We start from the raw sequence: 13,854 nt of genomic DNA, 5'->3' as shown, positions 1-13,854 counted from the left end.
AACCTGATGGGTTGAAGCACTTTATTCATCGAAAATTTTAATTAAATTAACATTATTCATAAGTTAATTTAAAAAGGTTAGCTTAATTAAAGAGAATTACCTCTTAATTTAGAAAAAGGAAAATCGAAAGAGATGAAAGGTTTTTACTACATATTGACTATTTACCTTGTTTCACTAAGTCCTTCAATTGCTGTTGGTCAGTCCTCAGAACTACCTTCTGCCATTGAAACCCTCTTCAATGCGCAACAATTTGAAGAAATTATCAACAGTGCTACTGAAATAAAAACATACAGTGAAAAGAATCAAGATAGCACCTCTGCAGAATTACTTTATTTTTTAGGAGATGCTTACCTAGCGATGGATCAAATCGAAGCGGGTTTAACTATAATGGAAGAAGAGCTTGAGTTAAGAAAGGATTTACCCAACTCTGATCCTCTTATTATGGCAGACCTCAGTTATAACCTTTCTTACTATTTAAGTTTGCTAGGTGAAGCTAATAAGGCTATTGAAAAGATAAACTTTGCCATTAGTCTTTATGAAAAAAATCTGGAACCTGAAGATGAAATTATTACCTCTTCAAAAATTGAACTCAGCAAAATACTTTCAAATGCCGGTAAAGAAAAACAGGCAATCGCAACACTAAATAGTCTAAATAGCCCAAATCAAAATGTAAGCTTCGAAATCAATAAAGAACTGGGAAATGCCTATTTACAATTAGGTAATTATTCCAAAGCGGACCTCTACTTTAACAAGGCTTATAGTATTGGAAAGAACTTAGGAATAACCAGCATTCAATACTTACAGGCTTCAATTTACCTCGGTGATTTATATTTTCTTAAATCAAAATATGGTCAGGCCGAAGAATCATATATCTCTGCTACCGCATTAGCAAAAAAGATTGGCGGTCTAGAAAGCCAAATAGACATCATGAAAAACAACCTCGCAATGCTTTATTGGCGCATGGGAATTTATGATGAAGCATTAGCCCTTATCTCTGAGATCAACTTTGAAGCTTCTTCGGCCATAAACGAAGCCAACAGACTACAAAATAAAGCTTTGATACTCTTCAATATTGGAGAAATAGACTCGGCCAAAACGTATTCCAATAAAGCGTTAGCCCTGCTAGAAGAAATTCCAATAAAAAAGGCCGAGTTTCTCAAGAATAGGGCTAGCACTATCTATGCAGCGACAGGTGACTTTAAGCAAGCGATTAGTGACTTGACAGAAGCCAAGAAAATTTTCCAACTGGAAAAATCTAAAAGCTCTCCAGAATATTCAAAATATGAATTTAACCTCGGCAAAATTTACTTTAAAACCAATGATGCTAAACTGGCCCGAAAATACTTAAACGAAGCTTACAAAATAAGGAAAAAGTACTTGGTCAATACGCATCCGCTGTATGCTGAAGCAACTAAAGAACTTGCAGAACTCAATTGGTTTGAGAACAACACCAAAGAAGCACAGGCATTTTATGAAGAGACGTTCGACAATTACTTTGCACAAATTGAGGCTTATTTCCCTGCCTTAAGCGAGCAAGAAAAGGCTAATTTCTATACTAACACCTTAAGACCAACTTTTGAAGAATATAACAGCTTTGTAATCAACAACTACAAAGACAAACCTGAATTGCTTTCTGACATGTATAATTATCAGCTGGCGACTAAAGGTCTGATTATGTATGCTACTGAAAAAGCAAGAGACCAAATTTTCAATAGTGGCGATTCAACACTTATTGGCGTTTATGAAAGCTGGATCGGTACTAAAGAACAAATTGCAAGGCTCTATTCATTAACAGCTGAAGAAATAGAAACAGACCCCTTAAATCTAGACTCTTTACAGCAAAAAGCTAATACTTTAGAGAAGCAGCTAAGCAGAGAGTCAGCCGAGTTTTCGGAAGCATACAATAATAAAAAGCTAGTTTGGCAGGATATCCAAAAAGAATTGAAAGAGGGTGAAGCCGCCATTGAAATGATTCGATTTAGAAAATTTATCCCAGATAGCAGCGGGCAATTTGTAGACAAGGTTTTCTATGCAGCTTTACTTATAGACAAAGAGGTTAAAAACCCCAAATTAGTGCTGTTTGAAAATGGAGTTGATCTAGAAAATAAATATATCAAGAATTATAAAAATGCTATTAAATATAAAGTTCAGGACAAATACAGCTACAGCCAGTACTGGAAACCTATAGCGGCCAAAACCAGTAAATACAATTTGATCTATTTATCACCAGATGGTATCTACAATCAGATAAGTATCAACTCGCTTTATAATAATGAAACACAAAAATATGTGTTGGAAGAGCAGAATATCCAGTTGCTCACCAACACAAAAGATTTGATAGCCCTAAGAAATCCTGACAATTCGAAATATGCAGATGCAGGGAAATCGGCCTTATTCGGTTTTCCTAACTATAACAAAGGATTGGATAATAAGGATGAAACACAGCAGGTTGATGCCTCAGAAATCGCTAATAACGTAAGTCTTGATAGAGGTTTAAGAGGAAGTTTATCGCGCTACATTAGAGGAAATTCATTAGTAACTGCTCTACCAGGCACAAAAGAAGAGGTTGAAAAAATTAACATCCTTTATCAAGAACTCACCAATGATGCACCTAAAGTGAACCTTGCTAACGAGGCTGATGAATTAGCCGTAAAACGGGTTAACAATCCTAAAGTGCTTCACATTGCTACACATGGTTTCTTTTTGGAAGATGCTGAATCTGAAGTTGAATCGGCTGATGATAAATATGCACAAAACCCTCTATTAAAGTCCGGGATGATTTTAGCTGGAGCCAATTCATTTATAACATCCGGAGTAGATGAAGAGACTGGTCAAGATGGGATTTTAACAGCTTATGAAGCCATGAATTTAAATTTAAATGCCACAGAGCTAGTCATCTTATCAGCCTGTGAAACAGGCTTGGGCGATTTAAAAAATGGTGAAGGGGTTTACGGACTAAGAAGAGCTTTCTTTGTAGCAGGTGCAGATGCAATCATTATGAGTTTATGGTCTGTAGATGATGCCGCCACTCAAGAACTAATGACAGAATTTTACAAGCATTGGTTAGGCGGTAAGACCAAACAAGAGGCATTCTTAATGGCTCAAAACTTCACTAAAGATAAGTACAAAGACCCTTTCTATTGGGGTGCTTTTGTTATGGTCGGTGAATAACTTCACCAACTAAGAAGTACATCAAACCAACTACTAAACTCGGTTGATCATATTATCTTTGCAAAATGCAGGTAGAAAAGAAATGGGTTTTAGCTGAAGAGGTTGATGAAAATCAGGTAACTGATCTATCAAAATCAATTAATGTTAATCCTACTTTAGCTAAAATTTTAGTACAAAGAGGAATAATCTCTTTTGATGAAGCCAAAGCATTCTTTAGACCACAATTGGAAGAACTGCATGATCCTTTCAAAATGAAGGATATGGATAAGGCGGTAGAAAGAATTCTGACTGCTTTTGACCAAAATGAATCCATAATGGTCTATGGAGATTATGATGTTGATGGCACCACCGCAGTTGCCAGCATGTATAGTTTCTTAAATTCTCAGTACACTCATTTAACCTATTACATTCCTGACAGATACTTAGAAGGTTACGGTCTATCAAAACAAGGCATTGATTACGCTAAAGAAAATAACATAAGTTTAATAATTACGCTCGACTGCGGTATTAAAGCGGTGGAGTTGATACGCTATGCCAAAGAATTAGGTATTGATGTCATCATTTGCGACCACCATTTACCAGGAAAGGAACTACCTCCCGCTTTAGCAGTATTAGACCCTAAGCAAACAGACTGTAAATATCCTTTTAAAGAATTATCAGGTTGTGGAGTTGGTTTTAAGCTCATTCAAGCTCTATGTACTAAGTTAAATTTAGCTGAATATGTAGCTTATGAATATTTAGATTTAGTGGCAGTGAGCATTGCTGCTGATATCGTCTCCGTTACTGGTGAAAACAGAACATTGGCTTTCTACGGCTTAGAAAAAATAAATTTCAACCCAAAACCAGGCATTAAAGCATTGCTTCATTTAGGAGGTGTAAAGTCTAAAGTCGAAATATCTCATCTGGTATTTCAGGTAAGTCCCAGAATTAATGCTGCAGGTAGAATTGATCATGCACATTTAGCCGTTAAACTACTCATTGCGAAAAATGAGGAAGAGGCTATGTTAATAGCTCAGCAAGTTGGTGATAAGAATAACCGAAGAAAGGATTTTGACCAAGGCATCACAAAAGAAGCAATTCAAATTATTGAAAGTACTGAAAAGAATTTAAAAGCTAAGACTACCGTACTGTATCAAAAAAATTGGCATAAGGGGGTGATTGGCATAGTCGCCTCACGTTGTATTGAAAAGTATTACCGACCTACTATTATTCTAACCGAATCTAATGGGCAGGCCACAGGCTCTGCACGTTCTGTACATGGTTTTGATATTCACCAGGCCATTAGTAATTGTGCAGATTTATTAAGTCAATATGGTGGACATAAATATGCAGCAGGTTTAACAATGCCCATTGAAAACATTAACGCTTTTGTAGAAAAATTTGAGCAGGAAGTTTCGCGAACCATCAATGATGAAGACCTTATCCCGAAAGTAAAAGTTGACAGCTACATAGCCCTGGATCAGATTACTGATAAGTTTTTCGGTATTCTTAGTCAAATGGATCCTTACGGACCTAACAATATGCAGCCTGTATTTGCAGCAAAAGATTTGGAATTGGTCAGCGAGGTGAAAATTTTAAAAGAACAACATCTTAAGTTTAATGTTAAAGATAAACATGGCAAGGTGGAATTCACTGCTTTAGCTTTTGGCATGCGGGACGCTTTACCCATTTTAAACAATCAAAATGACTTTGAAATAGCCTTCACTATCCAAATGAATGAGTTTAATGGAACAAAATCTTTACAGCTTGTTGTAAAAGATATCCGCAGAATATAATTATTTTTATTCCTTTGATAATTCAGGTATGTTTGTTGCTGCAAAGCTGGCAAACAGAAGCATAACAGATGATTTTAAGAGCTGAGAACTTAGTTAAGAAGTATAAAAAAAGAACAGTAGTTGATCATATTTCAGTAAGCGTTGAGCAAGGTGAAATTGTAGGTTTATTAGGTCCTAACGGAGCCGGTAAAACAACTTCATTTTACATGATTGTAGGCCTTGTAAAGCCCAACGATGGTGAAATTTTCCTTGATGACGAAAACATCACCAAATTACCCATGTTCAAACGTGCTAAAAGAGGTGTTGGCTACTTAGCGCAAGAAGCTTCAGTTTTCAGAACATTAACAGTTGAAGAAAACCTGATGGCTGTTCTTGAAATGCGTAAAATTAGCAATGCGGAGCGTAAGGAAAAGATGGAATCTCTACTGGAAGAATTCAGCTTGACACATGTGCGTAAAAATAAGGGTCAGGTACTTTCCGGTGGTGAAAGAAGAAGAACTGAAATCGCACGTGCTTTGGCAATGGATCCAAAATTTGTCTTGCTTGATGAGCCTTTTGCAGGTGTTGACCCTATTGCAGTGGAAGAAATTCAAACCATTGTGGCTCGACTAAAAGAAAAAAATATTGGAATACTCATTACCGACCATAATGTAAATGAAACCCTTAGCATTACTGACAGAGCTTATCTTATGTTTGAAGGTAAATTGCTAAAAGCTGGTACAGCAGAAGACCTTGCTAATGATGAGCAAGTAAGGCGCGTGTACTTAGGTAAACACTTCGAACTTAAAAGAAAGATATAAATGGAATTTCTGAGCTCAATAATGACATGGGTGATGAAAAAGAGAATCCACGAAGTGGAGCTTTTCATCAAATACCCTAATGAAGTTCAGAACGAATTGCTTCCATGGCTCACCTACAGAGCAAGAAACACCAAATTTGGTAAAGAGTATGGTTTTGAAGAAATCAAGTCATACAACGAATTCAAGAATAGAGTACCTCTTCATTCTTATGAAGAAATCTATCCTTATATAGATCAGCTCCTCAAAGGAGAACAGAACATTCTATGGCCTACAGAAATCAGGTGGTTTGCCAAGTCGTCAGGCACCACGAATGACAGAAGTAAATTTATACCTGTATCCGATGAAGCCCTTGAAGATTGTCATTTCAAAGGAGGTAAAGATTTACTATCTATTTATCTCCACAACAATCCTGAATCACGTCTATTCACTGGTAAAAATTTGAGTATAGGTGGTAGCCAGCAGGTTAATCAATTTGATAATAACTCTAATTCATACTACGGTGATGTATCTGCCGTAATCATGAAAAACCTTCCTTTCTGGGTACAAATCATCCGAACTCCAAGTTTAGAAATTGCTTTAATGGATGAATGGGAAAGAAAGATTGAAGCTATGGCTCAGGCCACCATTAAAGAAGATGTTACAAGTCTTTCTGGTGTTCCTACCTGGACTATTGTGCTTTTACAAAGAATATTGGAGATAACAGGAGAGAAAGACATTTCCCAGGTTTGGCCTAATCTTGAATTGTTTATTCATGGAGCAGTGTCATTTACTCCGTACAGACATTTATTTGAGGATATAATAAAGTCACCACGAATGAATTATGTGGAGACCTACAATGCATCTGAAGGTTTCTTTGGCATTCAAGATCAATCTGATTCTGATGAAATGTTGCTGATGCTTGACTACGGTATTTTTTATGAATTCATCCCTATTGAGGAAAGTGATAATGAACAGCCAAAAACACTATTATTAGATCAGGTTGAATTGGATCAGGTTTATGAAGTAGTAATTAGCACTAATGCAGGTTTATGGCGTTACAGAATTGGAGACACTATCCGATTTACTTCGCTTAATCCTTTCCGCATAAAAATTAGTGGTCGAACCAAGCACTTTATCAATGCTTTCGGTGAAGAACTGATGATTGAAAATGCAGAGAAGGCCATTGCTATTGTAAATGAGCAAACCAACGTGACTATTGATAATTTCACGGCAGCTCCAAAATACCTCTCGCATGGTAAGAGTGGCGCCCATGAGTGGGTAATTGAGTTTGCTCAAGAGCCAGATGATCTGGAAGCTTTCGCTGACCTGCTTGACCAAGAGTTAAGAAGATTGAACTCTGATTATGATGCAAAAAGACAAAAAGATATTGCTTTAGGCAGATTGATTATCCACAAAGCACCAAAAGGCACTTTCTATAATTGGATGCGAAGTAGAGGTAAATTAGGTGGTCAAAATAAGGTCCCTCGCTTATCAAACAGCCGGGAATATGTGGAAGATTTACTGAAGCATATGTACTAGACTTCTTCAAGCTCAAACTGATCGAGCTGTTCTTTACACTCCTCCTGAACAGCCTCGTATAAATATCTTTCTTTTTTACGAACTAGTTGCTCTATGGCATAGCCAATTTCATTGAGCGATTCTTCATTATGTTGCTCTGGACCAACAATTTCCTGAATAAGATCATGCTCTTGCATTGTAACTTCATCCATCAGTTTGCTACCAGAGAAACCCCATTCAATAAATGCAGGATACAGGCTATTCTTATGGATTTTAAAGTTAGGAAGAATGAGGTCCTTTAGTTTCTGATTCAAGAAACCTGCTTTTGCCTCCACTGTGTTAGGCATGTTTTTGTAATCAGGCACATCGGCTTTTAACACCTGTGCCAGTACGAGCATCTGATGATGCTGCCTACTTAATACAATTAGGTTTTTATGTCTTCTCAATGTATTAAATTATAAATAAAAAGCCTTCTCAAAAGTCATTAAGAGCATTCAAGAAGGCTTTATTAATTTATTTCTTATGAGGCCCACTTTATGGTGCACCCTATAGCTTTAGTTTTTTTGGTAGGTACTTCTTTACTTTTAATCAAAGCATCAACAGCATCTTCAACATATTTTTTATCGGCAGCTGATGCATCTCTTGTGTTGTTATCAATTGCACCAATATATTTAACAGTTCTGTCTTTATCCAATACATAAACATGAGGTGTATTGGTAGCTCCGTAAGATTTGGTTATACTCTGAGTTTCGTCATAAACATAAGCAAAAGGGAAATTCTTTTCTTTTGCTCTAACTTTCATCAGGTCATAAGAGTCTTTGGGAGATTTCTCTTCATCATTAGGATTGATAGCAATTACTGGATAGCCTTTATCCGCATACTGCTCATGCAAAGCAATTATTCTATCTTCATAAGCAACAGAGTAGGGGCATGAGTTACAAGTAAAAACCACTATATAACCTTTAGCATCTTCATAAGAAGCTAAAGAAACCATTTTTCCATCCACATTCTTTAATGAGAAATCAGAAGCCTTATCGCCAACTTCATATCCGCCTTTATCTAGCGTGAATGCCAGCGCGAACAGACTTATCAAAGTCAAAAAAACGTACTTTTTCATATTAATTATTGTTTAGTGTTTCTTCTATTATCTTGGTCAATTCGCCTTCATGAAACTCTTGTTCATAAAATTTCTTCTGATCCCCATTTATTATCATGGTTGCCGGAATAGCACCAGACCATTCAGGTGATATTTTATCAATCCATGAGTTATAATCCAGATCATCAATTAAGTATAACTCACCTACAGTTAATTCCTTTTTTTGTGCAAAGCTATTTACCCGTTTGGTTTGATCAGCAAAATCTAAGCTGATGAAAATGAATTCTACATTTGGATAATGCTTGGCGGCCTGGACGAAATAGGGTAGTTCTTTAATACAAGGTTTACACCAGGTAGCCCAATAGTTTATCACCTTCACTTGATCATCTTTAGCCTTGGTGAGCTTCACCATTTCAGGCACTTTAATAACTTTCACTTTATTTGACTGGGCCAGTGATCCCGTAGAAATAATTAGTATAAAAAGTAATATGGAAAGAAATTTTCTTGACATGTGGCTTATAACGAAATTCGATAATTGATGTTTGGCTAGTTGATTCCTAATAATTCTTCTCTCGGAATTTTTTGAACTGCTATACGCTCACGAGAGCCAGCTATGGTAATTTTAGCAAGTATGGCAATGCCACCGTCTCTTGTGCCAATAGCCTTTTTTACTTTAAGAGGATCATTACCTCCTACATAATCAATTTGTTGAATACTTCCACTTCCAACAGCATAGTTCGTCCATTTTATTCTGCCATCAACAGTACCATAAAGGTTGATAATATTCGCTGTAGCAACTACCTCTGTATTTATAATTTGAGCATTATCATTTTCAGTTTTATCAATCAAGCTTTCACCTCCTACTTGATTCAAAGAGATAGAATCATTGTTTTGCAAAGGCATTGCCAGTTGAAAAAAAGAATTCCCATTCACAACATAGTTAATAGCCCCAGCCTGATTGCCCAAATAGGCATAAGAGATTACTTTATCTTCACTCGTACCACTCACTTTACCCGTCTCTATACCCTGCTCATCAGTAAAAGTCAATGCATAACCATTTGTCCTTAAACTATGGAAATAGGTATTTTCACCATTATCAAAACCACCTACAAAGAAATTTGCTGATGTATTATTTCTGATTTCATCAATTGCATCTATTTCAATGGCAGTACTATCATATCTTCTGGCCCATTCCTGACCAAAACCTGACTGAATTTTACTTAATACAGGGCCGGTTGTATCATTATAGTTCAGCAGCAGAAAATTCTCAGGATTCATTCTACCAAAAGCCAGAGGGTTTCTATACCCTACATAAGTTCTTTGAGTTGGAGTAACAGATTGGTTAAAGTCATCAACTTCTATCAAAGTTGCCGTTTGATCAGCTTGAGTTGAAGCTATAAAGTAATATTTACCTTCATTAAATATTAAGTCAGCTACAGGGTTTTCAAAAGTTGCAGGCATTGTTGTACTCCATGCTAACTGTCCCAGACTAGTAATTTTCATTATAAAAACAGCATCCAAGGCCGATTCTGCCAATATGAGATAGCCGTTATCTTCGGTTTGTATAATATCTAATGGCTCGTAATTAACTCCTTCTGAAGGATTCTCGAAAATGCTGTTAAACTTCTCATTAGGCAGAAATGATTCAGGCTTGTCTGAGCAGGCTACAAGTAAAAATACGAGTACTATAATCAGCAAACTTCTCATATTTCAACAGGAATAAATTCTCTTTTGCTTAAATACTTGAGCGGGATTAAAATACTTACGACTGCTTCCAAAGAAGTAAAGCTCTTATCATCAAAAACATCATAAGCATTTTGTGTCAGGTTGTCGTTGGTGTAGCGTGTTTCATCATTTGTCACGTTCGAAAAACCTCTTCTTATATTAAGCTGCGGTGTTAAATAAACATTACCCAGCTTAAAACGAGCCCCAAAGCCAATAAAAGCGCCAACAGTTGTTGATTGTAAGAGGCCTCCGACATCCTCAGAAAAACTTAGGTCTTGCACCTCAAAATCATTCTCTATAACCGATCTGCTAACTTCTTTATTGGCGTTTATTAGAAAACTGAAGTTTAAGCCACCTTGTACAAATGGAATGATTGGAGGTACTCCAGGTTTTTTCCAGCTTCTATTCCACATGCGTGAATTAACCTGCCTAATCATAAATCTAAAGTATATGGGTAAATCCAGATATCTTAAATGATGATCATGCTGAAAAACTACAGTTCGCGTATTTCCTGGCAGCTCTTGGTTATAATTGAAACGCAACTCATTGATTAGCAAGCCTGAACCTAGCACAAACCTTTGTTCAAACTGGTACATCAGTTTCAAACCATACGTAGCTGATATGTTATTAGTTAAAGTATAATCTTTTCTATACAGTTCATCATCCAGCCTGTTAGTTGCATGTATAATACTATATTCATTAATTACATTAACTGTATTGTAGTTAACTCCAGCTGCCAAGCCAATATACCACTGTGAATTTTTGTAAGGATTTTTCTTTAATTTATCAGATGGAGGCTGTGAAAAACCATTCAGCATAAATGCCGTCCACAAAATTAAAGTTGTATAAATCTTCATAAATTATTCAAAACACCTATATAAATATCCTATAAATAAACTACCCATCAAAATAAAGGCATTAATATGAATGACGCTCACCAAGTACTTTTATTATCTTTGCTGAATGAATTTAGATAGTACCCATCAGGAATTAGAAAATGAAGAGGATGAACTTTTTGAACACTATCAAATAAAAGTGGACAAAAAGCAGGAACTGTTAAGAATTGATAAATTCTTGATGGATAGGTTGCCTAATGTAACCCGGAATAAGGTACAAAAAGCTATAAAAGATGGTTTTGTAAAGGTGAATCAGGAAACAATTAAGCCAAATTATAAAGTTCATCCTGAAGACGATATAGTGATAGCCCTACCTGAGCCTCCAAGAGATACAGAGGTTAAACCTGAAGATATACCACTTAACATCATTCATGAGGATAAAGACCTGCTTATTGTTAATAAAGAAGCAGGTATGGTGGTTCATCCTGCTCATCAGAATTGGACTGGTACGCTCGTAAATGCGCTGGCTTATCACTTTCAGAATCTTCCTGAAATGGAAGGTAACGAAGGCCGACCAGGCTTGGTACACAGAATTGATAAAGACACTTCCGGCTTATTAGTGATTGCCAAGAACGAACAATCGATGACGGCACTTGCTAAGCAATTCTTTGATCACTCTATTGAAAGAACTTACTATGCGCTGGTTTGGGGTGAAGTTGAAAAAGACAATGGTACTATTGATGCAAACTTGGGCAGAAGCTTAAAGGATAGAAGAGTTACTGATACTTTTCCGGGAGGTGAATTTGGCAAACGTGCCGTTACCCATTATGAAGTAATAAAAAGGCTACGCTACGTAACTTTGATAAAATGTAACCTTGAAACTGGAAGAACACATCAAATCAGAGCACACATGAAGTACCTGGGACATCCTCTATTTAATGATGCTACTTACGGAGGTGATAGAATTCTAAAAGGGACTCAATTCACCAAGTATAAAGCCTTTGTTGATAATTGTTTCAAAGTATTACCACGACAAGCACTCCATGCGAAATCTCTAGGTTTTATTCACCCAACTACTAATAAAACTGTTCAATTTGAATCAGAACTTCCTTCTGACTTTCAACAGGTTATAGAACGATGGGAAAATTACATACAACATCATTAGCACTTCGCTGTTAGTATGGTATGAAATATTTAATTAAAACCACGACAGCAGCTTTATTTTTAGGGGTTATGATGATCTTCAGTTCATGCGATATTGAAGACAAGATCAACGATACGATCACTTTTGAATACACAGAAGAAAGTAATTTTTCTATTCCCGGCTCTGCTCCGATAGGCGTGTTAGATAATTTACCAACTCCAAGCATTCAGAGTTCTTCACAAGAAGAATTTGAAAATAATAATACAAGTGCTGAAAGAGTTGATGAAGTTATTTTGAATGAGCTGAATTTATCTATTACAAATCCTTCGGATAGAACATTCTCATTTTTAAGCAGTGTTAAAATTTACATAAGCACAAATACTGAAAGTGAGATTCTGTTGGCTGAACGAACTAATATCCCTCAAAATGTAGGCTCAACATTAATGTTAGAAACTACTGGGGAAAATATTAAAAGTTATGTGGTAGAAGATCAATTCAGTTTACGGTATGAAATAGAGGTTAGAGAAACCACTGCTTCCGAAACTGATATAAATGCAGAAATGGTATTTGGTGTAAGTGCTGAGCTATTTTAAGTAACTCATTAAAGCTCCGCTTCCTCGATTTTCATTTTATTAACTACCGGATTAGCATACATAGTGAGTAGCGGTTCTTTTAACTGTTCAAAATTGCCCTTTACACTATCTACTTGTCGGTGCAGGTAATCTAAGAAGTCGTTTTTCTCACCTTGTGAATATTTATCGGTGAACTTTTCACCATGCAGCATATCGTAGGCTACAAAGTTGGTAGGCCAAAGTTTATAATTTTTGTGGATACGTTCATCAATCAAATCGGCCAGCGCCTGCATCTGGTCGTTTTTATTCTTTATCTGCTTAATGTCCTGAAGTTTCTCATCCAAGATTTTGCCCAAAGCTAAATGTACGCGGCCCTTCACACCTGTAATACCGGCAATCATACTTTGTAAATCATCTTCAGGTGTTTTATCTACTTTCTGACCACTCAGCTTTTGATGCAACTCCCTTGCTTTCAAAACATCACAAGGATCATATTCATAAGATATAGCCATAGGCGTAATGCGCATAGGAGCATAGTTGTCATAAAAATCCTTTTCTCCACTCAAGCCAATCATCTTTAGCAAGCCCTGCTGGGTTTGGTCATTACCGTCTTTGGTTCTACCTTCTCTTTGGGCTATCCATACTGATGTATTCTTTTGTGTGATTGTATACCTTATGTAAGCAGATAATGTCTGCGAATAAGAGTACATCTCTCTAGGTGGTATATTTCTATTAACAATAAAGTTCTTATTCAGCTTTACTAAATCTTCAATCCAGTTGTTTACTAATAGATTATTACCAATAGCAACTTCTGTAGTATCCATCTCATGTTCATATAAAAGTACATTCAGGATTGCTGAATCAAGCACAATATCTCTATGATTGGATATAAATAAGTAGGATTTGTCAGCAGTCAATCTATCGAAACCTGAGAAACTCACTTCCTCAGCACTATTATTTAATACCCTTTTTGCAGTAGGGTACATCATAACAGACTGAAATTCCTTTATGGAGCTGATTGAAGAGAGTTCATCCACCAGACCCTCATAACTCAAGTCAGGGAATATTCTGTTAGTAACCATCTTAAAATAAGGATGCTTAACAAGCCTGTTAACCGCCTCATTTACCTCATGATCATGATATGGCCTTATGTCATTGAATGCTTCCTGATACTCCATAGTAATCATTAAGCTACGAAATAAGCAAAATTAAGCGGAAATGCCCTCATTTATCAGTTA

The 13,854-nt window shown here is 36.4% G+C and carries 12 protein-coding genes; 6 read left to right on the top strand and 6 right to left on the bottom strand.

Annotation, left to right across the window (positions count from 1 at the left end):
* Positions 1-132 precede the first annotated feature (132 nt).
* The 4 genes from JKP34_RS04280 to JKP34_RS04265 all read left to right on the top strand — a co-directional run bounded on the left by JKP34_RS04280 (position 133) and on the right by JKP34_RS04265 (position 7,264).
* A complete protein-coding gene (locus JKP34_RS04280) occupies positions 133-3,171 on the top strand; it encodes a CHAT domain-containing protein (RefSeq protein ID WP_201918046.1) in 3,039 nt (1,012 codons plus the stop codon).
* A gap of 65 nt (positions 3,172-3,236) precedes the next feature.
* A complete protein-coding gene (gene recJ, locus JKP34_RS04275) occupies positions 3,237-4,946 on the top strand; it encodes a single-stranded-DNA-specific exonuclease RecJ (protein ID WP_201918044.1) in 1,710 nt (569 codons plus the stop codon).
* 68 nt (positions 4,947-5,014) lie between these two features.
* Positions 5,015-5,746 carry an LPS export ABC transporter ATP-binding protein gene (gene lptB, locus JKP34_RS04270; RefSeq protein ID WP_201918042.1) on the top strand — a complete coding sequence of 244 codons (732 nt, stop codon included), beginning with the start codon at positions 5,015-5,017 and terminating at the stop codon, positions 5,744-5,746.
* 33 nt (positions 5,747-5,779) lie between these two features.
* Positions 5,780-7,264, top strand: coding sequence for a GH3 auxin-responsive promoter family protein (locus tag JKP34_RS04265; RefSeq protein ID WP_236664886.1), 1,485 nt, complete (start codon positions 5,780-5,782; stop codon positions 7,262-7,264).
* On the opposite strand, the gene JKP34_RS04260 is transcribed toward JKP34_RS04265, so the two are convergent.
* From JKP34_RS04260 to JKP34_RS04240, 5 genes are all read right to left on the bottom strand, one after another.
* Positions 7,261-7,689, bottom strand: a complete 429-nt coding sequence (locus JKP34_RS04260) for a hypothetical protein (protein WP_201918038.1) — start codon at positions 7,687-7,689, stop codon at positions 7,261-7,263. The two genes, JKP34_RS04265 and JKP34_RS04260, sit on opposite strands and share 4 nt — an antisense overlap.
* Positions 7,690-7,763: 74 nt before the next feature.
* A complete protein-coding gene (locus JKP34_RS04255) occupies positions 7,764-8,360 on the bottom strand; it encodes a thioredoxin family protein (protein ID WP_201918036.1) in 597 nt (198 codons plus the stop codon).
* A gap of 1 nt (position 8,361) precedes the next feature.
* Complete coding sequence (locus JKP34_RS04250; protein ID WP_201918034.1) at positions 8,362-8,850, bottom strand: TlpA family protein disulfide reductase; 489 nt, start codon at positions 8,848-8,850, stop codon at positions 8,362-8,364.
* Positions 8,851-8,885: 35 nt separating this feature from the next.
* Positions 8,886-10,046, bottom strand: coding sequence for a hypothetical protein (locus tag JKP34_RS04245; RefSeq protein WP_201918032.1), 1,161 nt, complete (start codon positions 10,044-10,046; stop codon positions 8,886-8,888).
* On the bottom strand, positions 10,043-10,921 hold the full coding sequence (locus JKP34_RS04240) for a hypothetical protein (RefSeq protein ID WP_201918030.1): 879 nt from the start codon (positions 10,919-10,921) through the stop codon (positions 10,043-10,045). The genes JKP34_RS04245 and JKP34_RS04240 overlap by 4 nt, the downstream gene beginning before the upstream one ends.
* A 106-nt stretch (positions 10,922-11,027) precedes the next feature.
* Here JKP34_RS04240 and JKP34_RS04235 point away from each other — a divergent pair, with 106 nt between their 5' ends.
* Both JKP34_RS04235 and JKP34_RS04230 read left to right on the top strand, forming a co-directional pair.
* On the top strand, positions 11,028-12,065 hold the full coding sequence (locus JKP34_RS04235; protein ID WP_201918027.1) for an RluA family pseudouridine synthase: 1,038 nt from the start codon (positions 11,028-11,030) through the stop codon (positions 12,063-12,065).
* Between the two features lie 20 nt (positions 12,066-12,085).
* Positions 12,086-12,637: a hypothetical protein gene (locus JKP34_RS04230; RefSeq protein WP_201918025.1), complete on the top strand. Its 552-nt coding sequence runs from the start codon at positions 12,086-12,088 to the stop codon at positions 12,635-12,637.
* A gap of 8 nt (positions 12,638-12,645) precedes the next feature.
* Here JKP34_RS04230 and JKP34_RS04225 read toward each other — a convergent pair whose 3' ends face one another.
* Entirely contained in the window at positions 12,646-13,794 is a 1,149-nt protein-coding gene (locus JKP34_RS04225; RefSeq protein ID WP_201918023.1) for a 1-acyl-sn-glycerol-3-phosphate acyltransferase, read from the bottom strand.
* Positions 13,795-13,854 lie beyond the last annotated feature (60 nt).

The sequence above is a fragment of the Marivirga atlantica genome (assembly GCF_016734805.1).
GTDB classification, from domain to species: Bacteria; Bacteroidota; Bacteroidia; order Cytophagales; family Cyclobacteriaceae; genus Marivirga; species Marivirga atlantica.
Note: the sequence above shows the minus strand (reverse complement) of the source record. Positions and strands in the feature narration are given on the sequence as shown.